At 71.8% G+C, this 22,074-nt stretch carries 23 protein-coding genes and 1 other RNA gene; 21 read left to right on the forward strand and 3 right to left on the reverse strand.

Annotated features, from left to right (window positions below):
* Positions 1-57: 57 nt before the first annotated feature.
* The 7 genes from ftsE to ACPYO6_RS14645 all read left to right on the forward strand — a co-directional run bounded on the left by ftsE (position 58) and on the right by ACPYO6_RS14645 (position 5,234).
* Positions 58-801: a cell division ATP-binding protein FtsE gene (gene ftsE / locus ACPYO6_RS14615; RefSeq protein ID WP_425715503.1), complete on the forward strand. Its 744-nt coding sequence runs from the start codon at positions 58-60 to the stop codon at positions 799-801.
* Positions 798-1,712, forward strand: coding sequence for a permease-like cell division protein FtsX (gene ftsX, locus ACPYO6_RS14620; RefSeq protein ID WP_425715504.1), 915 nt, complete (start codon positions 798-800; stop codon positions 1,710-1,712). The genes ftsE and ftsX overlap by 4 nt, the downstream gene beginning before the upstream one ends.
* A 7-nt stretch (positions 1,713-1,719) precedes the next feature.
* The gene (locus tag ACPYO6_RS14625; RefSeq protein ID WP_425715505.1) at positions 1,720-3,225 is read left to right on the forward strand and encodes a peptidoglycan DD-metalloendopeptidase family protein; all 1,506 of its coding nucleotides are present in this window, start codon (positions 1,720-1,722) and stop codon (positions 3,223-3,225) included.
* A 191-nt stretch (positions 3,226-3,416) separates the two neighbouring features.
* Entirely contained in the window at positions 3,417-3,935 is a 519-nt protein-coding gene (gene smpB / locus ACPYO6_RS14630; protein WP_425715506.1) for an SsrA-binding protein SmpB, read from the forward strand.
* Positions 3,936-4,134: 199 nt separating this feature from the next.
* Positions 4,135-4,503, forward strand: a transfer-messenger RNA (tmRNA) gene (gene ssrA, locus ACPYO6_RS14635).
* A 162-nt stretch (positions 4,504-4,665) separates the two neighbouring features.
* The gene (locus tag ACPYO6_RS14640) at positions 4,666-4,869 is read left to right on the forward strand and encodes a CopG family transcriptional regulator (RefSeq protein ID WP_425715507.1); all 204 of its coding nucleotides are present in this window, start codon (positions 4,666-4,668) and stop codon (positions 4,867-4,869) included.
* Positions 4,866-5,234 (forward strand): type II toxin-antitoxin system death-on-curing family toxin, encoded by a 369-nt coding sequence (locus ACPYO6_RS14645; protein WP_425715508.1) that lies wholly within the window; start codon positions 4,866-4,868, stop codon positions 5,232-5,234. Before ACPYO6_RS14640 ends, ACPYO6_RS14645 begins: the two co-directional genes overlap by 4 nt.
* A 30-nt stretch (positions 5,235-5,264) precedes the next feature.
* On the opposite strand, the gene ACPYO6_RS14650 is transcribed toward ACPYO6_RS14645, so the two are convergent.
* Positions 5,265-5,939, reverse strand: a complete 675-nt coding sequence (locus tag ACPYO6_RS14650) for a GntR family transcriptional regulator (protein ID WP_425715509.1) — start codon at positions 5,937-5,939, stop codon at positions 5,265-5,267.
* A 107-nt stretch (positions 5,940-6,046) separates the two neighbouring features.
* On the opposite strand from ACPYO6_RS14650, the gene ACPYO6_RS14655 reads away from it, so the two are divergent.
* Genes ACPYO6_RS14655 through ACPYO6_RS14675 form a run of 5 tightly spaced genes read left to right on the forward strand, consistent with a single transcriptional unit; the run spans position 6,047 to position 10,811 of the window.
* Positions 6,047-6,805 (forward strand): HpcH/HpaI aldolase family protein, encoded by a 759-nt coding sequence (locus ACPYO6_RS14655; protein WP_425715510.1) that lies wholly within the window; start codon positions 6,047-6,049, stop codon positions 6,803-6,805.
* 1 nt (position 6,806) lies between these two features.
* Complete coding sequence (locus ACPYO6_RS14660) at positions 6,807-7,610, forward strand: carbon-nitrogen hydrolase family protein (protein ID WP_425715511.1); 804 nt, start codon at positions 6,807-6,809, stop codon at positions 7,608-7,610.
* Entirely contained in the window at positions 7,607-8,713 is a 1,107-nt protein-coding gene (locus ACPYO6_RS14665) for a C4-dicarboxylate TRAP transporter substrate-binding protein (protein ID WP_425715512.1), read from the forward strand. Before ACPYO6_RS14660 ends, ACPYO6_RS14665 begins: the two co-directional genes overlap by 4 nt.
* Positions 8,710-9,372, forward strand: coding sequence for a TRAP transporter small permease subunit (locus ACPYO6_RS14670; RefSeq protein WP_425715513.1), 663 nt, complete (start codon positions 8,710-8,712; stop codon positions 9,370-9,372). The genes ACPYO6_RS14665 and ACPYO6_RS14670 overlap by 4 nt, the downstream gene beginning before the upstream one ends.
* Positions 9,369-10,811, forward strand: a complete 1,443-nt coding sequence (locus tag ACPYO6_RS14675; protein ID WP_425715514.1) for a TRAP transporter large permease — start codon at positions 9,369-9,371, stop codon at positions 10,809-10,811. The genes ACPYO6_RS14670 and ACPYO6_RS14675 overlap by 4 nt, the downstream gene beginning before the upstream one ends.
* Positions 10,812-10,921: 110 nt before the next feature.
* Here ACPYO6_RS14675 and ACPYO6_RS14680 read toward each other — a convergent pair whose 3' ends face one another.
* On the reverse strand, positions 10,922-11,806 hold the full coding sequence (locus ACPYO6_RS14680) for a LysR family transcriptional regulator (protein WP_425715515.1): 885 nt from the start codon (positions 11,804-11,806) through the stop codon (positions 10,922-10,924).
* A 201-nt stretch (positions 11,807-12,007) separates the two neighbouring features.
* Between ACPYO6_RS14680 and ACPYO6_RS14685 the strand changes: the two genes are divergently transcribed.
* The 5 genes from ACPYO6_RS14685 to ACPYO6_RS14705 all read left to right on the forward strand — a co-directional run bounded on the left by ACPYO6_RS14685 (position 12,008) and on the right by ACPYO6_RS14705 (position 17,767).
* Positions 12,008-13,126: a tartrate dehydrogenase gene (locus ACPYO6_RS14685; RefSeq protein ID WP_425715516.1), complete on the forward strand. Its 1,119-nt coding sequence runs from the start codon at positions 12,008-12,010 to the stop codon at positions 13,124-13,126.
* A gap of 106 nt (positions 13,127-13,232) precedes the next feature.
* Positions 13,233-14,198, forward strand: coding sequence for a tripartite tricarboxylate transporter substrate binding protein (locus tag ACPYO6_RS14690; RefSeq protein ID WP_425715517.1), 966 nt, complete (start codon positions 13,233-13,235; stop codon positions 14,196-14,198).
* 26 nt (positions 14,199-14,224) lie between these two features.
* Positions 14,225-15,907 (forward strand): tripartite tricarboxylate transporter permease, encoded by a 1,683-nt coding sequence (locus tag ACPYO6_RS14695; RefSeq protein ID WP_425715518.1) that lies wholly within the window; start codon positions 14,225-14,227, stop codon positions 15,905-15,907.
* A 1-nt stretch (position 15,908) separates the two neighbouring features.
* On the forward strand, positions 15,909-16,379 hold the full coding sequence (locus ACPYO6_RS14700) for a tripartite tricarboxylate transporter TctB family protein (RefSeq protein ID WP_425715519.1): 471 nt from the start codon (positions 15,909-15,911) through the stop codon (positions 16,377-16,379).
* Between the two features lie 221 nt (positions 16,380-16,600).
* A complete protein-coding gene (locus tag ACPYO6_RS14705) occupies positions 16,601-17,767 on the forward strand; it encodes a mandelate racemase/muconate lactonizing enzyme family protein (protein WP_425715520.1) in 1,167 nt (388 codons plus the stop codon).
* Between the two features lie 75 nt (positions 17,768-17,842).
* On the opposite strand, the gene ACPYO6_RS14710 is transcribed toward ACPYO6_RS14705, so the two are convergent.
* Entirely contained in the window at positions 17,843-18,271 is a 429-nt protein-coding gene (locus ACPYO6_RS14710) for a VOC family protein (protein ID WP_425715521.1), read from the reverse strand.
* 319 nt (positions 18,272-18,590) lie between these two features.
* On the opposite strand from ACPYO6_RS14710, the gene ACPYO6_RS14715 reads away from it, so the two are divergent.
* From ACPYO6_RS14715 to ACPYO6_RS14730, 4 genes are all read left to right on the forward strand, one after another.
* The gene (locus tag ACPYO6_RS14715) at positions 18,591-18,875 is read left to right on the forward strand and encodes an HU family DNA-binding protein (RefSeq protein WP_425715522.1); all 285 of its coding nucleotides are present in this window, start codon (positions 18,591-18,593) and stop codon (positions 18,873-18,875) included.
* A 233-nt stretch (positions 18,876-19,108) separates the two neighbouring features.
* A complete protein-coding gene (locus ACPYO6_RS14720; protein WP_425715523.1) occupies positions 19,109-19,441 on the forward strand; it encodes a DUF3039 domain-containing protein in 333 nt (110 codons plus the stop codon).
* Positions 19,438-21,276 (forward strand): DEAD/DEAH box helicase, encoded by a 1,839-nt coding sequence (locus ACPYO6_RS14725; RefSeq protein WP_425715524.1) that lies wholly within the window; start codon positions 19,438-19,440, stop codon positions 21,274-21,276. The genes ACPYO6_RS14720 and ACPYO6_RS14725 overlap by 4 nt, the downstream gene beginning before the upstream one ends.
* Before the next feature lie 228 nt (positions 21,277-21,504).
* Positions 21,505-21,711, forward strand: a complete 207-nt coding sequence (locus ACPYO6_RS14730) for a hypothetical protein (protein ID WP_425715525.1) — start codon at positions 21,505-21,507, stop codon at positions 21,709-21,711.
* Positions 21,712-22,074: the final 363 nt, after the last annotated feature.

Here is a 22,074-nt window from a genome sequence, read left to right on the forward strand (position 1 = left end):
TAGCATCCAACCGGCCAGGTTCCACCTTCCCCGCCCCCGAGACTGGCCGCCGCTGCTGTGATCCGATTCGACAACGTCTCCAAGGTCTACAAGCGGGGCGCCAGGCCCGCGCTGGACGAGGTGACCCTCGAGATCGAGCGGGGCGAGTTCGTCTTCCTCGTCGGCGCCTCCGGATCCGGCAAGTCGACCTTCCTTCGGCTCGTGCTGCGCGAGGAGCGCGCCACCTCCGGCACCGTGTTCGGGCTCGGCCACGACCTCGCGCGCCTCTCGCGCTTCCGCATGCCGCGCCACCGCCGGCAGATCGGGATGGTCTTCCAGGACTACCGGCTCCTGCCGGGCAAGTCGGTGTTCGACAACGTGGCCATCACCATGCAGGTCACGGGCCGCCCGCGGCACCAGATCCTCACCGTGGTGCCGCAGACCCTCGAGCTCGTCGGGCTCACCGGCAAGGAGAAGCGGCTCCCGCACGAGCTCTCCGGCGGCGAGCAGCAGCGCGTGACGATCGCCCGCGCCATGGTCAACCGCCCCCAGGTCCTCCTCGCGGACGAGCCCACGGGCAACCTCGACCCGGACACGTCCGAGGGGATCATGGAGCTCCTCACCCGCATCAACTCCACCGGGACCACGGTGGTCATGGCGACGCACGACGACGACCTCGTCGACCGCGCACGCCGCCGCGTGGTCGAGCTCGTCGACGGCCGCGTGGTGCGCGACGAGGCCGGCGGCTCCTACCTCGCCGTGGTCGCGGCCGCGCGCCGGGCGGCAGGCGGCCGCGACGAGGCCGCGGAGGTCGCGCGGTGAGGCTCCGGTTCATCCTCGGCCAGGTCTCCCAGGGGATCCGCCGCAACGTCGCCATGACCGTCGCCGTCGTGCTCGTGACGTTCGTGTCCCTCGTCTTCGTCGGCGCCGGCCTGCTCCTGCAGACCCAGGTCGACCGGCTCAAGGACGACTGGTACGACCGCGTCGAGGTCGCCGTCTTCATGTGCCCCACGGCGTCGGAGAACCCGGCGTGCGCGGCGGGGGAGGCGACCGAGCAGGAGATCGACGCCGTCGGGAACCTCCTTCAGTCCTCCGACCTCGAGCCTTACGTCGCGGAGGTCTTCCTCGAGACCAAGGAGGAGGCCTACGAGAACTTCCGGGAGCGGCTCGAGGACTCCGCCTGGTCCCGGCAGGTCACGGCGGACCAGATGCAGGTCTCCTACCGGATCCGGCTCGAGGACCCCGAGCAGTTCCGGATCGTCGCCGACGAGCTCGAGGGCCGCGCCGGCGTCGACGTGGTCGTCGACCAGCGCGAGCAGCTCGAGCCCCTGTTCGTCATCCTCAACCGCTCCACCGCCGTCGCGCTCGGGCTCGCCGGCGTCATGGCCGTCGCCGCCGTCCTCCTCATCACGACGACGATCCGGCTCTCCGCGCTCTCGCGCAGGCGGGAGACGGGCATCATGCGCCTCGTCGGCGCCTCGAACTGGGTCATCCAGGCCCCCTTCATGCTCGAGGGCGCGATCGCCGCGCTGCTCGGGTCCGTCCTGTCCGTCGCGGGGCTGCTCGCGGCGGTACGGTACGGAGTCGAAGGGTGGCTCGCGCCCTCCGCACCCTGGGTCGCCTTCGTGACGACCGCGGACGTGTGGCGGGTGGCCCCACTTCTCGTCCTCGCCGCCGTCCTGGTGGCAGGCGTGTCCTCGGTCGTCTCGCTCGCCCGTTACACGAAGGTCTAGGTCACTGATGTCGACGTCCTCCTCCCACCCCGCGCCCGCGCGCACGTGGCTCGTCCGTCTGCGCGAGCGGGCCGCACTCGCGGCGACCCTCGCGCTCGCCGCGACCCTGGTCGGGCCGGGAGCCGTGGCCGACGACGACGACGAACCCACCCGGGAGGAGCTCGTCGAGCGGCTCGCGGACAACGCCGAGCGGCGCGAGGAGCTCGAGCACGACCTCGAGGGCGTCTCCGCCGACCTCGCGAGCTCGCTGGTCGACCTCCAGCTCACGCGCGAGCAGATCCCGGTGGCCCAGGAGGCGCTGCAGGTCGCCGAGGACGACCTGGCGGCCGCCGAGCGGCACCAGGAGCAGGTCGAGGGGCGCCTCGGGGTGGCCGAGTCCGACCTCGCGGCCCTCGAGGACGAGATCGCCGAGGGCGAGGAGGCCTCCGAGGAGACCCAGGACGCGCTCGGGGAGCTCGCCCGGTCGACCTACCGCGGCGACACCGCGCCCTCGACCCTCGCCCTCATCACCGAGTCCTCCTCGGCCGACGACTTCATCGGCTCCTACTCGGTGGTGAGCACCGCCGTGCGCACGCAGACCGGGCTGCTCGACCGGGTGGCCGAGGAGAACGCGACCAACCGCAACCAGAGGCTGCGCCAGGACACCCTCACCCAGCGGGTCGACGACCTCAACGACGAGGCCGTCGAGGCCGTGGAGACCGCGGACGAGCTGCGCGTCCGGCAGGAGGAGGCGCTCGCCGAGGTCGAGGACCTCGAGGCGCTGCAGGAGGAGCTCGTCGCGGACCTCGAGGACCGCGAGGAGGAGCTCAACTCCGACATCAACGCGATCGGCCTGTCCAGCCTCTCCACGCAGGAGCAGATCGCCGCGATCGACGAGGAGAACCGCCGCCTCGAGCGCGAGCGCCTCGAGCGGGAGCAGCGCGAGCGGGAGGCACGCGAGCAGGCCGAGCAGGAGCGGGCCGCCCAGGAGCGCGCCGAGCGGCTCCGACGCGAGCAGGCCGAGCGGGAGGCCGCCCCGGCCGCGCCACCCCCGCCCGCACCGGCACCGGCGCCCGCACCGGAACCCGACCCGGCGCCCGCGCCCGACCCCGCGCCGGCGCCGAGCGCGACCTTCGTCCCGCCCGTCCCGCGGCCGCTCATCATCACCTCGCCGTACGGGCCGCGGATCTACCCGATCACCGGGGCCTGGTCGATCCACCCGGGCGTCGACTTCCGCAGCGCCTGCGGCAACACCCAGGGGGCGATCGCCTCAGGGACGGTGTCCGCGACCAACCCGTCGGGCACCACCGGCACGAGCGGCAACCAGGTGATCATCAACCACGGGATCATCGACGGCCGCTCCACGGTGTCGATCTACAACCACCTCTCGTCGTTCGCCGTCTCGCCCGGCCAGACGGTGTCGCAGGGCCAGTCCATCGGCTCCACCGGCCAGACCGGCATGGTCACCGGCTGCCACGTGCACCTCGAGCTGTGGCTCGACGGCCAGATGACCGACCCGATGAACGTCCTCTGACCCTCGGCTCCCGCGGGGCTCGTGAGGGGGAGGGGCCGGTGCGTCCGGCGTCGTCGGGCGTCCGGTGGAATGGGCTGGACACGGCTCGGTAGACTCGATCCTCGGCCCAGAGGTCGCCCCTGCACGGGGCGCGGGCGAACGACCGCGCACCCGGCGCGGTCCCGGAACCATCGGACGGACGGAGGTCGGTCATGAGCAGGATGAGCAGGGCGGCCAAGCCGACCGCCGCGGAGAAGGCCAAGGCGGAGGCGGACGCCAAGAAGATCGTCGCCCGCAACAAGAAGGCGCGCCACGACTACCACCTCGACGAGATCCTCGAGGCCGGCATCTCCCTGTGGGGGACCGAGGTCAAGGCGATGCGCGCCGGCCGCGCGTCCCTCGTGGACGGCTGGGTCGAGTTCGATCGCGGCGAGGCCTGGCTGCGGGACGTCCACATCCCCGAGTACGCGCAGGGCACGTGGACCAACCACGCCCCGCGGCGGAAGCGCAAGCTGCTCCTGCACAAGGAGCAGATCGCCAAGTGGGCCGTGGCCTCGCGCGAGAAGGGGCACACCGTCATCCCGCTCGAGCTGTACTTCATCGGCGGCCGGGCGAAGGTCTCCATCGCGCTCGCCCGCGGCAAGCAGGAGTACGACAAGCGTCAGACCCTGCGCGAGCGGCAGGACGACATGGAGGCGCGGCGGATGATGAGCCTGCGCAACCACGGCTGACACCCACCACATCTGGTCGAGGGTGCGGGTCAGGGGCGCGTGGTCCGGCCCCCGACCGGTCGAGAGTGCGGCTCAGCGGCCGCACGGTGGCGTGGGTCGCCGGGAATGTCCTCGCCCGCCGCTACGTTGGGCACGTATGATGGACAGTCGCACCGCGGCAACCCGGCTCGTCCGGACCGCGGGGCGGAACAACTCAACAGGGGATGATCGGTTTCGACGATGGTCGTGCTTCCAGGAGAAGCGGGTAGAGGATGCAGAGTTATCTCTTTAACGCCCTCTGCAAACCAATAGGTGCCGATTCCAAGCGCACCGACTTCGCCCTCGCCGCCTGAGCGAGCCTCGAAGTCCGTCAGCCCGGGCCTGCTCTCGTCCCGGATCCTGGCGTCATCTAGAGAGCCACTGCTCGTAGCCCTCGTCAGCGGGGCTGCGGGAACACTCAGTTGACTGGGCCCGTCAGCAGCTTGTTCGCGTGACTGCTGGGGCCGAGAAAATCTACCAGCGGACTGCACCCGGAGAAGTCCTGTTCTCACGCCGTCGGACGCGGGTTCGATTCCCGCCATCTCCACTCATCCCTGTGAGGCCGAGAGGCCCCGGACCCGCAACGGTCCGGGGCCTCTCGTCGTTGGTGCGCGTGGCGGTTCGTGCGCGGAGCTAGGTCCGTATCAGGTCTGCCCGCCCGGGGCGCACGGCCGGCCGCATCTGCGTGATACCACGCTGGTATCGTTCGGTCATGGCGATGACGTTGCGTCTGAACGAGAACGACGAGCGGGCGCTTGCCGCCCTGGCCGAGGCCGACGGGGTGAGCAAGCAGGAGGCGACCATCCGTGCGATCCACGAGGTGGCGGAGCGCCGCGGGCACGTGAAGGCGGTGTCCGAGGCGTCGGCGCGCGCGCGGAGCCGCTACGCAGAGGTGCTCGAGCGGCTGGGGCGTTGACCGTCTACCTGACCACCGAGGATCTGCTCGCGCTGGTCGACGACCTCGGCGTCGGGCCGGTCAGGGACCTGGGGCTGCTGGGGTCGGCCGCCCACCGGCCGACGACCGTGCTGTGGGGCACGGATGTCTACCCGACCGTCGTCCTCAAGGCCGCCGCGCTGCACGACTCGCTGGTCAACAACCACGCCCTTCTCGACGGCAACAAGCGTCTCGGGTGGCTGGCGATGATCGTCTTCCTCGACGTGAACGGAATCTGGATCGAGGCCCCCGACGACGAGGCCTACGACCTGGTGGTCGCCGTCGCCGACAGGTCCGCGACGATCGACGAGATCTCGGACGCCCTGCTGCGATGGTCGCAGCCCTGACTGAGCCGCCGTGACGTGCGGGCTGCAGGATCAGCTGCCGAAGGCCTGGACGAGCTCGGGCACCTCGCGCAGGTGCGTGGCCACGGTGCGGGCGGCGCGCTCGGCATCGTGCTCCTCGAGGGCGGTGACGATCTCCCGGTGCTCGCGGGCGATCGTCTCGTAGCGCTGCGGCGCGGTGGTGATCGTGCGCAGCGCCAGGCGGATCTGTCGTGAGCGCAGCGACTCGTACATCTGCGTGAGGACGTCGTTGCCGTTCCACTGCACGAGCCGCTCGTGGAAGCGCTGGTCGAGCCTGGCGGAGTCGTTCCACCTCAGCTCCTCCGCCGCCGCGTCCATCTCGTCCGCGATGGCCGAAAGGTCGGGCGGCGCCCCGAGTCTCAGCTCGCAGATGCGGGCCACCACGTGGGACTCGACGACGAACCGCGCCTGGTAGATCTCGCCCATCTCGCGCGAGTTGACCGTCCGCACCTGTGCGCCACGGCGGGGGACGAGGTCGACGTACCGCTCGGCCTGGAGCCGCTGGAGGGCCTCGCGCACCGGCGTGCGGGAGGTGCCCACCCGCTCGGCGAGCGCGACCTCCTCGACGAACTCTCCCTCGGCGAGCTCGCCGGTGAGGATGGCCTCGACGACCCACTCGTAGGCGCGGGCGCCGGCCGGAGGGGTGCGCGGGGAGCGCCTGCGGGGCTCCTTCGCGGTCCGGCTCATGGGGCGAGCATATCGTTGCACCCGGAATATGCGCCGTGTATACATGGCGTGCACATGGTTCCCGGTGGCCACCGCCGCTCTCCGGGCACCTCCGACGAAGGAGGAAGATGAATACCCCCACGAACGCCCGGCACGCGGTCTGGCTCACCGAGCCGTCGACGGCCGCCGTCGAGATGGCACGCATCGCCGGGTACGACACGGTCGTCCTCGACATCGAGCACGGCCTCTTCGACCTCGCCGCCCTCGACTCGCTCATCCCGTTCATCCGCGCCAAGGGCATGCGCGTCATCGCCAAGGTCCTCGGCCCCGAGCGCGGCCCGATCCAGCAGGCGCTCGACTTCGGGGCGAACGCCGTGGCGATCCCGCACATCGAGTCCGCCGAGCACGCCGCCCAGATCTGCGGCTACGCGAAGTTCCCCCCGCTCGGCGACCGCTCCTTCGCGGGCGGCCGGACCTCCGCCTACCGCGGGTTCACCGACCAGTGGGTGACCGACCAGGACACCGGGACCGCCTGCTACCCGATGATCGAGGACGGTTCCGCGTTCGACGACATCGAGGGCATCCTCGCCCTCCCCGTCGTCGACGGCGTGTTCGTCGGCCCGTCCGACCTCTCGCTGCGCCGGGACCGTGGGGCGTACTCCGTGGGGCCCGACGACCTCGCGGACATCCGCACCGTCGCCCGCGCGGCGCGGGCCGCCGGCAAGCCGTGGGTCCTGCCCGCCTGGAGCCGTGCCGAGCAGGAGCTCGCGGTCGCCGAGGGGGCAGACACGATCGTGGCCGTCATGCAGTACGGCGCCATGCTCGGCGGCTTCACCGCGACGAGGGAGGCGCTGCTCGAGATCGAGAAGCGCGGGAAGGACGACTGACATGACTCTCACCGCAGCCGTGGTGCAGCTGGCACCGGGCAAGGACAAGCAGGCGAACCTCGCCACCATCGAGGGGCACCTCCGTGCGGCCGCCGCCCGTGGGGCGCGCCTCGCCGTGCTCCCCGAGTACGCCGTGTTCACCGTGCCCGCGATGGACGACCGGTTCGTCGAGAGCGCCGAGCCGCTGGACGGGCCGACGGTGACCCGCCTCGCGGAGATGGGCACCGAGCTCGACCTGACGATCGTCGCCGGCGTCAACGAGCCCGCCGGCGAGGGGCGCATCCACAACACCCTCGTCGGCCTCCAGGGCGGGGAGGTCCGGGCGGTCTACCGCAAGGTCCACCTCTACGACGCCTTCGGCTACAAGGAGTCCGACAAGGTCGACGCCGCCGACCCGTCCGTGCCCCAGCTCCTCGAGGTCGACGGCTTCACCGTCGGTATGCAGACCTGCTACGACCTCCGGTTCCCGGAGACGAGCCGCACCCTGGTCGACGCCGGGGCCGACGTCCTCGCGCTCCCGGCCGAGTGGGTCCCCGGGCCGCTCAAGGAGTACCACTGGAACACGCTCCTGCGCGCCCGGGCGATCGAGAACACGACCTACGTGCTCGCCGCCGACCAGTGCGCGCCCACCGGCGCCGGGAACAGCGTGGTCCTCGACCCCATGGGCATCGCCCTGGCCGGGGTGGGGGAGGCGGCCGGCATCGCCGTCGCCGAGCTCGACCGCGCCCGGCTCGACCACGTGCGCACGGTCAACCCTGCTCTTCAGCTGCGCCGCTACGCCGTCAACCCTCGGGAGGTGCGATGACGGCGCGCGCCTCGCGCCGTCGTCCGGTCTCGGTGATCGCCCTGGCCGGCGTGGCCGCGAGCCTCGGGCTCGCCGCCTGCGGCGGGTCGGGGGGCGCCGACGGGGACGAGGAGTTCGTCCTGCACTACACGACCTACTCGAACGCGACGTCGGACCAGAGCCGCACCGTCCAGCGGTGGGCCGAGGAGGTCGAGGAGCTGACCGACGGGGGAGTCCGGGTGGAGTTCCACTACTCCGAGAGCCTGGTCGGCGCCGACGAGTCGGTGCAGGCCACCCTGGACGGCCGCGCCGACCTCGCCCAGGTCGGGTCGCTGTACGCCGCGTCCGACCTGTCGATGTACACGGTCTCCGAGCTGCCCTTCGAGACGGAGAACCCGGAGGCCCACATGCGCACCCTCGCGCGGATGTTCGAGGAGGACCCGGTCTACCGGGAGGACTTCGACCGCCAGGGCGTCCGCCAGCTCTTCCCGCTGCCGCTCGCCAGCGCCGTCGTCGGCGTCAACGAGCCGGTCTCCTCCCTGGACGACCTCGCCGGCCGCAGCATCCGTGCCGGCGGGCTCACCTCCGAGGTCATGCTCGCGGCCGGCGCGAACCCGGTGGCGATGACCGCCACCGACGTGTACGAGTCGATGGAGCGTGGCGTCATCGGCGGCTACACCTCGCTCGCGCTCGCCAACCTGCCCACGTTCGGGCTCTCCGACGTCACCCCCTACATCCTCGACCCGGGGATCGGTGCCTACGGGTCGTCGATCGTCGTCGTCAACGAGGAGCTCTTCGACTCCATGCCCGCCGAGTATCAGGACGCGCTCCTCACGGCGTCCGGCCACGCGGTCGACAACGGGCTCGAGGAGCTCGGCGTGCTCGCCGACGAGGCGTGCGCCGACCTGCGCGAGTCCGATGCCGAGTTCACCTCGCTGCCCGACGAGGACGTGGCGGAGTGGCGCGAGCTGGCAGGGGCAGACGACGACTGGGTGGACCGCTACTCCGAGCGTGGCTACGACGCGGCAGGCGTCCTCGAGCGCTACCGCCGCATCATCGCGGAGGAGACCGAGGCGTCCAGCTACGTCGACCCGCTCCACGACTGCATGGGGGAGGCGTCATGACCGCCCCCCGCCTGCCCCGCGCCCTCACGGGCCTCGCCGGTGCGCTCAGCCTCCTGGCCGGCGCCCTCCTGCTCGTCCTCGCCGTGCTCACGGTCGCCGACGTCGCCGGACGGTCGCTGTTCGACCGCTCGATCGTCGGCACGGTCGACATCTCGACGATGCTGCTCGTCGGCGTCGCGTTCCTCGGTCTGGCCGCAGCGCAGGTCGACGGCAGGCACGTCGACGTCGACCTCGTGGAGGCGCGGCTCCCGCAGGGGGCCCGCGTGGTCCTCGCGATCGTGCGCTGCGTGCTTCTCGTCGGCCTCGGCGCCGTGCTCGTCTGGGGCCTGACCGACCAGCTGATGAGCGCCTACGACCGCGGCGAGACGACGAACGACATCCTGCGGCTGCCCACCTGGCCCGCGAAGCTCGCCCTCGTCGTCTCCTACGTGCTCTTCTTCGTCACGGCGATCTGGTCGACCGTCAACGACGTCCGGGTGCTGCGCCGGGGCGAGGACCTCGCGCCGTCCTGGGCCGACCAGGCCGCGGACGAGAGCCTGCTCGTCACGCCGGCGGGCAGCACCGGTGCTGCCGCGGGCGGCACGACCGACACCGCCACAGCCGGCACGACAGACACCGCCCCGGGCGGGACCACCGACACCGAGGGGGGTGCGCGATGAGCGCCGAGAACCTGTTCGCCCTGGCCACCGTGCTCGTCGTCTTCCTCGCGCTGCTGACGATCCGGTTCCACGTGGGCCTGTCGCTCATGCTCGCCGGGATGGTCGGCGTCATCCTGCTCCGCACGACCGACGCCGCCGTCAGCACCGTGGCCAGCCAGCCGTTCTCGGCCTCGGCCGACTACTCGCTGACGATCATCCCGCTGTTCATGCTCATGGGCGTGTTCGCGGTCCACGGCCGCCTCGCGGCCGCCGGGTTCGACGGCGCCTCCCGGATGCTCGGCCGGTTCCCCGGCGGCACGGCGCTCGCCTCGCTGGCGGGCTCGGGCATGTTCGCCGCCGTCACGGGGTCGAGCGTCGCCACCGTCGCCACGATGGCGCGCGTCTCGACCGACGCCATCGTCAAGGCCGGCCACGGCATCAAGCTGGCGGCGGGTGTGGTCAGCGCGGGCGGCACGCTCGGCGTCCTCATCCCGCCGTCGATCGTCCTCGTCCTCTACGGCGTGGTCACCGAGGAGAGCATCGGCCGGCTGCTGCTCGCCGGCATCGGCCCCGGGCTGCTGACGATCCTCGTCTACGCCGTGACGATCGTCCTGCTGGTCGTGCGCGAACGGCGGCGCTCGGCGGCGATCGAGGCCCAGGTGCCCGCGACGGTGGGTGCCGGTGCGGCCGGGACCTCGGCCGACGCGACCGGCGAGGGGCGGGCGAACGACGCGGGCGTGTCCGGCGTCGGGGACTCCGACCATCCCGAGGGTGAGGGGAACGCCCCGACGACGACGAACAGGCCCGACCGGGCCGGCGTCGCCTACCTCGCCGTGATCTTCCTCGTCTCGATCGGCACGATCTACGCCGGCGTGGCCACGCCCACCGAGGCCGCGTCGTTCGGTGCGATGACCGCGCTGATCATCCTGCTCATCCGGACGCGGCCGCCGCGGTGGATGGTCGTGCTCAAGGAGTCGGTGACGGAGGCCGTCGGGCTCACCGCCATGACGTTCCTGCTCATGGCCGGGGCCGGGGTCTTCACGTACTTCCTCGCCCTGTCCGGGGCGAGCAGCGCGCTCGTCGACGCGGTGGTCTCGGCGGAGCTCCCGCCCTACCTCGTCCTCGTGCTGTGCCTGCTCATCCTCCTGCCGCTGGGGATGTTCCTCGACGGCGTGTCGATGATCCTCGTCGCGGCCCCGCTGCTGCACCCGATCCTCACCGAGTACGGGTTCGACGGCATCTGGCTGGGCATCCTCGTGGTCAAGGTGGCCGAGATGGCGCTCATCACCCCGCCGGTCGGCATGAACGCGTTCGTCTACTCGGGCTCGGTGCCCGAGGCGGGCCTCGGCCGGGTCTTCCGCGGGATCGTGCCGTTCATCGTCGCGGACGTCGTGGTGGTCGCGATCCTCATCCTCGTGCCCGACATCGTCACGTTCCTGCCGGACATGGGTAACGCCTGACATCGGTGGGTCGCGAGCGTGCGGCCCGCCCCCGACGAGCCCCGGACCCCTCGCGGTCCGGGGCTCGTCGTCGTCGTGAGCGTGTGCCCGGGGGTGCTCGTGGACGTGGCTCAGAGGCTCCCGGCCGACCGGAAGACGTCGAGGAACGCCGACGCGGCGGGGCTGAGCTCGGTGCTGCGGTGCATGGCCACGAGGGTGAGTCCGACGTCGGTCCGCAGGTCGTTGACCTGGAGGCCCGCGTGCCGGGCGAGCGAGCGCCACCCTTCCGCCATGATCGCGGTGCCCGTCCCGGCGAGCACCATCGGCAGGATCGCCTCGCGGTGCTCGGACTCGATGACGATCGCCGTCGACCGGTTGGCGGCCACCACCTCGTCGGCCACCTTGCGCATGCCCGTCCCGTCCTGGCCGGCGATGAGGCGGATCCCCTCGAGGTCGGCGTAGCTCAGCGTGCGTCCGGCGGGCAGCCGGCTGTCCCGCGGCGCGACGACGATGAACCCCTGCTGCGCCACCGGGACGAGCGTGAGGCTGCCCGCGGAGAGCGGCGTGGTGGTCGCGGCGATCCCGACCTCGACCGCGCCGGACAGCACGAGCGCGCTGACGACGGCCGGGGTGCCGGCGGCGCGGATGACGACCTCGACGTGCGGATACTGGCGGGAGAACACGTCGAGCACGCCGGGCAGGGGGTCGACGGCCTGGGACGGCATCGTCGTGATGACGAGCCGGCCGCGCCGGAGGCCGGAGACGGCCTCGACGTTCGCGCGGGACAGGTCGAGCCAGTGCAGGACCTCGCGCGCCGGTGCCACGAGCGCCTCGCCCGCGGCCGTCAGCCGCAACGACCGCCCCGCGCGCGAGAACAGGTCGGTGCCCAGGCTGCGCTCGAGGGTGCGGATGGACTGGGAGACGGAGGGTTGGGCGACGTAGAGCTTCTCCGCCGCGGCGCGGACACCGCCCTCGTCGACGACGGCGAGGAAGTACTCGAGCTGGCGGGCGTCCACCGGCTGCACGTTACCGTGGCCGAAACCTATCGGCGAAGCGGACGCCACGACGAACGCCGCTCGGGTCGGCGCGTCATCAGATAGGCGTGACCTATCGGAGCGATCCGATGTTGGTCTTGGACGTCACACCCGGTGTCCGGCTCTACTGGTGGAGGACGCCGCGACGACGCGGCGCGCACGAGACCCGCACAGGAGCGAGACGTGACGAACGCGTACAGGATTGCCACCATCCCGGCCGACGGCGTGGGCCGCGAGGTCGTCGAGGTCGGCCGCCAGGTGCTCGAGGAGGCACTCGCGGTCGCCGGAGGCGATGCCACCTTCGAGTGGACGGAGTTCCCCTGGGGCTCGGACTACTACGCCGAGCACGGCGTGATGATGGCCGAGGACGGTCTCGAGCAGCTCAAGGGGCACGACGCCATCTACTTCGGCGCCGTGGGCTGGCCGGGCGTGCCCGACCACGTCAGCCTGTGGGGCCTGCGCCTCGCGATCTGCCAGGGCTTCGACCAGTGGGCCAACGTCCGCCCCGTCACCTTCCACCCCGGCATCACCAGCCCGCTGCGCAAGGCCGACACCACCCCGCTCGACTGGGTCGTCGTCCGTGAGAACAGCGAGGGCGAGTACGCGGGCGTGGGCGGCCGCAACTTCTCCGGACGGGAGTCCGGCGAGGTCGCCGTCCAGAGCTCGCTGTTCACCGAGGCCGGCTGCGAGCGGATCATGCGCTTCGCCTTCGACCTCGCCCGCACGCGCGACCGGAAGAAGGTCACGAGCGTGACCAAGTCCAACGCGCAGCAGTACGGCATGGTCCTGTGGGACGACGTCTTCAGGCGGGTCGCCGCCGACTACCCGGACGTCGAGACCGAGAGCGTCCTCGTCGACGCGATGGCCGCGAAGTTCGTGCTGCGGCCCGAGGACCTGTCCGTCGTCGTCGCCTCCAACCTCAACGCCGACATCCTCTCCGACCTCGGCAGCGCGCTCGCCGGCAGCCTCGGCCTCGCCAGCAGCGCCAACCTCAACCCCGAGCGCCGGTTCCCGTCGATGTTCGAGCCTGTGCACGGCTCGGCGCCGGACATCGCGGGCAAGGGCGTGGCCAACCCGATCGGCGCCGTGCTCAGCGGAGCCCTCATGCTCGACCACCTCGGCGAGACCGCGGCCGCCGATGCGGTGCGCGCCGCCGTCGACGCCGTCACCGGTGCCGGCGTCCTCACGCCCGACGTCGGGGGCACCTCCGGCACCGCCGACATCACGTCGGCGCTCATCGCCGAGCTGCGCGCCGCCGCCGGCTCCCGGCCCGCCGACGACGCGGCAGTCGTCTCCCAGTAGTCCGGCGGGCGCCCACCGCCCGCCGAACCGGTGCGGGAGCGGCACCGCTGCTGCCCTCGCACCCGCACGACCCGGTTCCACCACACGATCCAACGGAGGACGAGAGATGAACCGCCTGACGAAGATTGCCGCCCCCCTCGCCGGGGCCGCCCTGCTCCTGGCCGCCTGCGGCGGTGGCGACGACGCCGCCGACTACCCCGACCGCCCCATCGACTACGTCGTGGCGTTCGACGCCGGCGGCGAGTCCGACATCACCGCCCGGCTCCAGCAGGAGCCGCTCGCCGAGGCCCTCGGGGTCGACATCACCGTGTCCAACCAGCCCGGCGGCGGCGGCGCGCTCGCCTGGTCCGAGCTCACCCGCACCGAGCCCGACGGCTACACCGTCATGGGCCACAACATCCCGCACATCATCCTCCAGCCGATGATGCGCGACGACGCCGGGTACGAGACCGACGACCTCGAGCACGTCTACTTCTTCCAGAGCACGCCGAACGTCCTCATGGTCAGCGCCGACAGCGAGTACGAGACGATCGAGGACTTCATCGCCGCGGCCGAGGAGAACCCCGGCTCCCTGTCCGTCGGCGGCTCCGGCGACTACAGCGCCAACCACGTGGCCACGCTGCTGCTCAACGACGAGGCCGGCATCGAGACGACCTACACCCCGTTCTCGGGCACCGGCGCCGCGACCCCGGCCCTGCTCGGCGGGCACGTCGACGCGCTCATGACCTACACGCCGATGATCGACCAGCTCGGCGACCAGGTCCGGGTCCTCGCCGTCGCGACCGAGGAGCGCCTCCCGCAGTGGGAGGAGTACCCGACCTTCATCGAGAGCGGTGTCGAGCTCGCCGACGGCGCCTACCGCGGCGTCGCCGTCCCGCCCGAGACGCCCCAGGAGATCATCGACCAGCTGGTCACCGCCTTCGAGGAGGTCAATCAGGACCCCGAGCTCGTCGAGCAGTTCGAGCAGCAGGGCTTCGTGCTGGAGAACATCGGTCCGGAGGAGGCGCAGGAGCTCATCGACGAGCGTCGGGAGGTCTACACCGACCTCTTCGAGCGGCTCGGCCTGATCTGACCGTCCTCGACCGATAGCGAGACACCATGCTCGAGATGCTGAGCCAGGGATTCCTGGCGAACCTCGCGCCGTCCATGCTGCTCCTCGTGCTCGTGGGCACGGCGGGCGGCATGGCCATCGGCGCCATGCCGGGGCTGAGCGCCACCATGGGCCTGGCCCTGCTCGTCCCCTTCACCTTCACGATGGAACCCACCAGCGCGATGGTCCTGCTCGGGGCCTTCTACATGGGCGCCATCTACGGCGGGTCCTTCACCGCCATCCTCGTCAACGCCCCCGGCACGCCGTCCTCCGTGGCGACCGCCTTCGAGGGCTACAAGATGACGAAGAAGGGCAAGAGCGAGCTGGCCATCGTCGCCGCCACGATGGGTTCGCTCGTCGGCGGCATCATCGGTGTCATCGCCCTCATCTTCCTCGCGCCACCGCTCGCGGACTTCTCGCTGCGGTTCGGCCCGCAGGAGTACTTCTGGGTGGCGATCTTCGGTCTGACGATCATCGTCAGCATGTCGACCGGCTCGATCCTCAAGGGCCTCATCGGCGGCACGATCGGCCTGCTGCTGGCCACCATCGGGATCGCCCCGGTCGGCGGCGAGGTCCGCTTCACCTTCGGCGAGCCCATGCTCCAGGGTGGTGTCCCGCTGGTGCCGGCGATGGTCGGTCTGTTCACCATCCCCGAGGTCATCAAGCTCATCGCCCGCAAGGGTCGTGAGGCGGAGATGGAGCAGGCCCCTCGCGAGCGGGACAGCGTGTGGCAGATGATCGGTCAGACCGTCGGCAAGCCGTTCAACGCCATCCGTTCCGCGGTCATCGGCACGGTCGTCGGCATCCTGCCCGGCGCCGGCGGCAGCGTGGCCAACCTCGTGGCCTACAGCGAGGCCAAGCGCGCGTCGAAGGTCAAGGAGAACTACGGCAAGGGCGAGGTCGAGGGCGTCGTCGCGGCGGAGTCCGCCAACAACGCCACCGTCGGCGCGGGGCTCATCCCCACCCTGACGATCGGTGTGCCCGGCACGCCGCCCGACGCGATCATCCTCGGCGTGCTCCTCCTGCACGGGCTGCGGCCCGGCGCGGAGCTCTTCGAGACGTCGGGCGACCTCGTCGGCACGCTCATCGTGGCCCTCGCGGTCTCCGCGATCATGATGGTGCCGGTCGGCCTCATCGCGGGTCGCGGCCTGCAGCGCGGCGTCATCGCGCTGCCCGCGCGCTACCTCGCGCCGGGAATCATGGTGCTCACGATCGTCGGTGCGTTCGCCGTGCGCTCGTCGGTCGTCGACGTCGTCATCATGCTCGTGGTCGGCGTCGCCGCGTACTTCCTCGGGCTCGTCGGCATCAGCTCCGCGCCGATCGTCCTCGGCCTCATCCTCGGGACGATCGCCGAGACCGGGCTGGTCCAGGGCCTGCTCACCTCCCAGGGCGACGCCCACCCGTGGATGTCGTTCTTCACCCGACCGATCTGCATCGTCCTCATCGCGATGACCGTGCTCGCGCTCCTGTGGCCGATCGTCCAGGGCGTGCGCCGCCGCCGGGGCACGGGCGGCGACCTCGAGGCCGAGATGATCGATGCCAACGAGGCCGACAGGGCCGCGGCCACCGTCGGCGGGTCGACCGCCGTGTCCACGTCGGACGCGGGCACGACGGCGCACACCGGCGACGCCCGACCAGACGCGCCACCCTCACGGTCCGACCGACCGCAGGGTCACGAGGGGAAGGACTGACATGGCACGCGTACTGTCCGCCACCACGAAGGTCAACGTCCTCGTCGGGATCGTCGTCGTCGCCCTCGCCGGGTTGTTCTGGTCCCAGCGCAGCTACACGACCGAGCACGGCGGCACGTTCGCCGACCCGGTCATCCTCGTTCTCGGTGCGCTCGGGATCGTGCTGGTGATCCTCGGGCTGATCGGCCGCGACATCAGCGGGGGCGACGACCAGGACCTCGAGCGGCTGCCGATCATGCGGCTGGCGATCGCCGTCGCCGTGCTGGCCGCGTGGGTGCTCACGCTGCCCTACCTCGGGTACGTGGTCGGGGGGATCATCTTCTTCGTCCTCACCGCGCTGCTCATGCGCAAGGAGCGACCCTCGTGGAAGGGCGTCCTGCTCGACGTCGCCGTCGCGGTGGTCCTCCTCCTCGCGTTCAACTACGTGTTCAGCGAGTACCTCTACATCCGCCTGCCCGAGCTGGGCCTGTGAGCCCGGCCCGGGTGGCCGGTCCGAGTCCGGCCGACCGTCCCTGAGCCGGAGACCCCGGGCACGACGACGCACCCCTGGTGGGTGTCCGTCGTCGTGCCCGGGCGGGGGGCGGCCGGCCCACCCACGGCCCGCCGGCACCAGCGCCCTGACCGTCCGAACGACCCACCCATGCCCGAACCCGGGCGCCGCCGACCGGCGCCCGATCCCTGTGAGGAGTCCCGTTGAGAATCGTCGAGATCCGCGAGCGCACGTTCCCCATCAGCTCGCCCATCCGCAACGCGTACATCGACTTCAGCAAGATGACGCTCAGCCTCGTCGCCGTCGTCACCGACGTCGTGCGGGACGGCCGCCCCGTCGTCGGGTTCGGGTTCAACTCCAACGGCCGCTACGGGCAGGGCTCGATGATGCGTGAGCGGTTCATCCCGCGCGTCCTCGAGGCCGACCCGGCCTCCCTGCTCGACGAGACGGGCGACAACCTCGACCCGGCGGCCGTATGGGACGCGATGATGAGCAACGAGAAGCCGGGTGGGCACGGGGAACGCTCCGTCGCCGTCGGGACCATCGACATGGCCGTGTGGGACGCGGTCGCGAAGATCGCCGGGGTCCCGCTCTACCAGCTCCTCGCCGACCGGTACGGCGACGGGAGGCCGAACCGGGAGGTCTTCGTCTACGCCGCCGGCGGCTACTACTACCCCGGGCAGGACCTGGCGGCCCTGCAGGACGAGATGCGCGGCTACCTCGACCGCGGCTACACGGTGGTGAAGAAGAAGATCGGCGGGGCCGACCTCGCGACCGACCTCAGGCGCATCGACGCCATCCACGAGGTCATCGACGGCCGCGCCACGCTCGCCGTCGACGCCAACGGGCGCTTCGACCTCCCGACGGCGCTCGAGTACGGGGAGGCGCTGAGCAGCTATGACCTGTTCTGGTACGAGGAGGCCGGCGACCCGCTCGACTTCGAGCTCCAGGCGCAGCTCTCCCAGTCCTACGCCGGGCCGATGGCCACGGGGGAGAACCTGTTCTCCGTCCAGGACGCCCGCAACCTCATCCGGTACGGCGGGATGCGCCGGGACCGGGACTGGCTGCAGTTCGACTGCGCCCTCAGCTACGGGCTGGTCGAGTACCTGCGCATCCTCGACATGCTGCGCGAGCACGACTGGTCGCCGACCCGCTGCATCCCGCACGGCGGCCACCAGATGTCGCTGAGCATCGCCGCCGGGCTCGGCCTCGGCGGCAACGAGTCCTACCCCGACCTGTTCCAGCCGTTCGGCGGGTTCCCGGACGGTGCGAGCGTGGTGGATGGGGTAGTCACCCTGCCCGAGCTGCCGGGCATCGGGTTCGAGGGCAAGACCGACCTGTACGCGCTCATGGCGGAGCTCGCCGGCTGATCCGGCGGCGCAGGAGCAGCGCGACGGCGTCCGTCCGGGTGGGCCGGGCGGACGCCGTCGGGCGTCGCAGGGGCGTCAGCCGATGTTGAACATCCAGCCGATGCCGTAGCGGTCGGTCAGCATGCCGAACGAGGCGCCCCAGGGGGCCTCCTCGAGGGGCTGGGTGGCCTGTCCGCCCTCGGCCAGCCCGTGGAAGGCGGCGGTGAGGGCCTCCTTGTCGTCGGCGTCGCCGACGAGCGAGATCTGGACGCTCGAGCCCGGCTGGTGGGGCATCCCCGAGGGGACGTCCGCGGCCATGACCTGGAAGCCGAACGGCGTGGTCAGCTGGGCATGCATGACGAGGTCGGCGTCCTCGGGCGGCACCATGACCTCGCCGCCGGTGCTCTCGGCGAACGAGGCGTGCGTGTCGACCTCGAGCTCGCCGCCGAGGACGGACCGGTAGTGCTCCATCGCCTCCGCGGCGGTGCCCTGGAAGTTGAGGTAGGGGACGAGTGTGACGGTCATACGGGTTCCTCCCGTGCGACGCCGCCCGGCCGGGCGACTCGTTGTCCGGTCCCCGCGTCGTCGCGGGCACCCACCGGGCACCGGGCGCCCGACGCCGCACACGCTAGTGCGGGCCGCCGACACCGCGGAACCCCGGCACCGCCGCCCCGCGCCACTGATACGGATGTGACTCGTGGGGTCCGCGTGACGCCCCGCACCCCCAGAACGGCGCCACACCGCCAAAATCCGCCCGCCGCGCCACGCATCGGGGCCCATCTGTGCGTAGTCTCGTCGCACTGCGCCCCACCGGGCGCTCACCACGTACGACGAGAGGGATTACATGTCCGTCAACCGCACCGAGCTCGTGGCCGCCATCGCTGAGCGCGCCTCCCTGACGAAGGCCCAGGCCGACTCCGCCCTGGCCGCGTTCCAGGACGTCCTCATCGAGTCGCTCAAGGCCGGCGACCCCGTCAAGGTCACGGGTCTGCTCTCGGTCGAGCGCGTCGAGCGCGCCGCCCGCACGGGTCGCAACCCGCGCACCGGCGAGGCCATCGAGATCCCCGCCGGCTACGGCGTCAAGGTCTCGGCCGGCTCCAAGCTCAAGGACGCCGTCTCCTCGAAGTGACCTTCGGGAGCCCTGACGGGCGCGGTGCGGCTCCGGCCGCACCGCGCCCGTCGTCGTTCCGGCAGGCAACCCCCGCACCGCGCCCGGTCACGGCCCTCGACGACGAGGGTCGGCGCTCGTCGTCGGGCATGGACGTGGAGGCACACCCGGGGACGACGGCGACACACCCCCGTGGCGTTCCCGACCCCGAGGGGGACTGCCCGGCGTCGGACCGGCGTCCTAGACTGACGACCATGACCTCGATCCCGGACGAGAACCAGCCGCACTCCGCCCCGGCGGGCCCGGCGACGTCCACGGACGTCCTCGAGCGCACGGAGACCGAGCACGAGGAGCGGCTCGACTCCGGCGACGCCGAGCGGTTCGCCCACTACGTCCGCAAGGACAAGGTCGAGGCCGGCCGCCCCGTCGTCGCGCTGTGCGGCAAGGTCTGGACGCCGGGCCGGGACCCGAAGAAGTTCCCCGTCTGCCCCACCTGCAAGGAGATCTACGAGGGTCTCTCCGGCGGTGGCGAGGGCGATGGTGGCGGACGCCGCGGCTGGCCGTTCGGCCGGGGCCGCGGGGAGTGACCGCCGGACCCCACTCCCGGTCAGAGCCGACCACCTCGCACGCCGGACCTTCCGCGCCCCAGGCGCCGTCGACGGCGGCAGCCGAGCAGCTCTCGCCCGCGTTCCCGCAGCGCGCCGCGTGGGGCACGGCCGCGCCGCTGCGCGCGTGGCAGGCCGAGGCGCTCGAACGCTTCCGGGAGCGCGACTCGCGGGACTTCCTGGCCGTCGCGACCCCCGGGGCAGGCAAGACGACCTTCGCCCTGCGCGTGGCCACCGAGCTCCTCGCGAGCGGCCAGGTCCGGCGCGTGAGCGTGGTCTGCCCGACCGAGCACCTCAAGTCCCAGTGGGCCGCGGCCGCCGAGCGGGTGGGGATCGCGCTCGACCCCGCGTTCGCGAACGCCCAGGGCCGCCACGCCGCGCACTTCGACGGGGTCGCGCTGACCTACGCCCAGGTCGCCGCCAACCCGGGCCTGCACCGCGCCCGCACCGAGGCCGAGCCCACGCTCGTCATCCTCGACGAGATCCACCACGGCGGCGACGCCCTGTCCTGGGGCGACGCCGTTCGTGAGGCCTTCGAGCCCGCCCGCCGGCGCCTCGCGCTGACCGGTACCCCGTTCCGGTCCGACACGGCGGCGATCCCGTTCGTCGACTACGTGGCGGACGCCGACGGCATCCGACGCTCGCGCGCCGACGTCAGCTACAACTACGGCCAGGCGCTCGCCGACGGCGTGGTCCGGCCTGTCATCTTCCTCGCCTACTCCGGGCTCATGCGGTGGCGTACGCGCACGGGGGACGAGATCGCGGCCTCGCTCGGCGAGCCGCTGACGAAGGACCAGACTGCGCAGGCGCTGCGCACCGCCCTGGATCCCGACGGTGAGTGGGTGCCCTCCGTCCTCACCGCGGCCGACGCCCGGCTCACCGAGGTGCGCCGCACCGTCCCCGACGCCGGCGGGCTTGTCATCGCCACCGACCAGGCGGCCGCCCGGGCCTACGCGCGGGTGCTCGCGGCGATCAGCGGCGAGGAGCCGGTCGTCGTCCTCTCCGACGACGCCGGGTCGTCCGACCGCATCGAGGAGTTCGCGCGCGGCGAGCAGCGCTGGATGGTCGCCGTCCGCATGGTCTCCGAGGGCGTCGACGTGCCCCGGCTGTCCGTCGGCGTCTACGCGACGACGACGGCGACGCCCCTGTACTTCGCGCAGGCCGTGGGGCGGTTCGTGCGCGCGAGGCGGCGCGGCGAGACGGCGTCGCTGTTCCTCCCGTCGGTCGGGCCGCTGCTCGAGCTGGCCGGCGAGCTCGAGGCCGAGCGCGACCACGCGCTCGACCGGCCGGTGCGCGAGGGCGAGTTCGTCGTCCCCGAGGACCAGCTCATGGCCGAGGCCAACCGCGAGGAGAAGGCCTCCGACGAGCTCGCCCTGCCCGGGTTCGCTGCGCTCGGCTCGCAGGCCACGTTCGACCGGGTGCTCTTCGACGGCGGCCACTGGGGGACCGAGGCCGACGTCGGCTCGCCCGAGGAGCAGGAGTACCTCGGCATCCCCGGGCTGCTCGAGCCGGAGCAGGTGACGACCCTGCTGCGCGAGCGGCAGGCCAAGCAGGCCGCGGCGCAGAAGGACCAGGCGGCGGCCGCGCGCAAGCGAGCGGCGAACGCCGGCGTCGACGAGCACAAGAAGCGGGCCCGTGCGCGCAAGGAGCTGTCCTCCCTGGTGTCCGCGTGGTCGCGGCGGGCGGGCACACCGCACGGCGTCATCCACACCCAGCTGCGCTCGACGTGCGGCGGGCCCGAGATCGCCACGGCGTCGACCGAGGAGATCGAGGCCCGGATCGCGCTCGTGCGGAAGTGGTTCGTCGGCGGCCGCTGACCCAAGCTTCATCGAGATTGCGGTTCGTCGTCGTCGAGATTGCGGTTGGGAGCTGTACGACGGGTCGAGAGTGCGGGTGAGAACCGTGAGGCCTTCATCGAGATTGCGGTTCGTCGGTCACCCCGGACGCTGCGGACGCTGCGGTGGGGAGCTCGTCCCGGCGGCCGCCGGCCCATGGGGCCGCTCGCGTGAGAACCTGGACCCGACGTCGAACCTCAGGAGGATCCCGTGGGCTGGTGGCTGACCCCGATGCTGCTCGGCGCGCTCGCGATCACGATCGGCGTCGTCGAGCACGAGATCGGCTGGCTCCAATGGATCGGCGTGGGCCTCGTCGTCGTCGGACTGGCCGTGGGAATCGTCCGCCCCGGCGGCACGCGGCAGAAGCCGGGCCGCCCATCCGACCTGCGTGGGACGTCGACGCCGTACTTCGGCTGATCCCGGCCGGCGGCGAGTCGCGGCTGCCGATCACCAACCTCGCCGTCAACCTCGACGAACCGCAATCTCGACGTGCACCAACCGCAGTCTCGATGGGGCCGGCGCTGAGCCGCACTCTCGACCGTTCGTGCGGCTCCCAACCGCAATCTCGACGACGACGAACCGCAATCTCGACGAGCACCAACCGCTGTGAGTGTGGGGGTGGCTGGTCTGGGACTGGCTGGCAGGGTGGTGGCTGGTCGTTCCGCTCGTGGGTGTGACTCGGCGAACCGCAGACCCCTTGTTGGGGGTGTCTGGAGATTGATCTGTCCGCCCATGGGTGGGGTGGCCGGCACCGTCCTGGCCCATCTCGGAGACCTGATC

Source organism: Georgenia sp. Z1344, assembly GCF_049856295.1.
Taxonomy (GTDB): domain Bacteria; phylum Actinomycetota; class Actinomycetes; order Actinomycetales; family Actinomycetaceae; genus JB111.

Excerpts from the sequence above, each read along its gene's own strand:
- ACPYO6_RS14660 (WP_425715511.1), top strand. The coding sequence starts at position 6,807 with ATGACTCTCACCGCAGCCGTGGTGCAGCTGGCACCGGGCAAGGACAAG.
- ACPYO6_RS14640 (WP_425715507.1), top strand. The coding sequence starts at position 4,666 with ATGGCGATGACGTTGCGTCTGAACGAGAACGACGAGCGGGCGCTTGCC.
- ACPYO6_RS14665 (WP_425715512.1), top strand. The coding sequence starts at position 7,607 with ATGACGGCGCGCGCCTCGCGCCGTCGTCCGGTCTCGGTGATCGCCCTG.
- ACPYO6_RS14650 (WP_425715509.1), bottom strand. The coding sequence starts at position 5,939 with ATGAGCCGGACCGCGAAGGAGCCCCGCAGGCGCTCCCCGCGCACCCCT.
- ACPYO6_RS14715 (WP_425715522.1), top strand. The coding sequence starts at position 18,591 with ATGTCCGTCAACCGCACCGAGCTCGTGGCCGCCATCGCTGAGCGCGCC.
- ACPYO6_RS14625 (WP_425715505.1), top strand. The coding sequence starts at position 1,720 with ATGTCGACGTCCTCCTCCCACCCCGCGCCCGCGCGCACGTGGCTCGTC.
- ACPYO6_RS14695 (WP_425715518.1), top strand. The coding sequence starts at position 14,225 with ATGCTCGAGATGCTGAGCCAGGGATTCCTGGCGAACCTCGCGCCGTCC.
- ACPYO6_RS14710 (WP_425715521.1), bottom strand. The coding sequence starts at position 18,271 with ATGACCGTCACACTCGTCCCCTACCTCAACTTCCAGGGCACCGCCGCG.
- ACPYO6_RS14720 (WP_425715523.1), top strand. The coding sequence starts at position 19,109 with ATGACCTCGATCCCGGACGAGAACCAGCCGCACTCCGCCCCGGCGGGC.
- ACPYO6_RS14690 (WP_425715517.1), top strand. The coding sequence starts at position 13,233 with ATGAACCGCCTGACGAAGATTGCCGCCCCCCTCGCCGGGGCCGCCCTG.
- ACPYO6_RS14655 (WP_425715510.1), top strand. The coding sequence starts at position 6,047 with ATGAATACCCCCACGAACGCCCGGCACGCGGTCTGGCTCACCGAGCCG.
- ACPYO6_RS14700 (WP_425715519.1), top strand. The coding sequence starts at position 15,909 with ATGGCACGCGTACTGTCCGCCACCACGAAGGTCAACGTCCTCGTCGGG.
- smpB (WP_425715506.1), top strand. The coding sequence starts at position 3,417 with ATGAGCAGGATGAGCAGGGCGGCCAAGCCGACCGCCGCGGAGAAGGCC.
- ACPYO6_RS14675 (WP_425715514.1), top strand. The coding sequence starts at position 9,369 with ATGAGCGCCGAGAACCTGTTCGCCCTGGCCACCGTGCTCGTCGTCTTC.
- ACPYO6_RS14670 (WP_425715513.1), top strand. The coding sequence starts at position 8,710 with ATGACCGCCCCCCGCCTGCCCCGCGCCCTCACGGGCCTCGCCGGTGCG.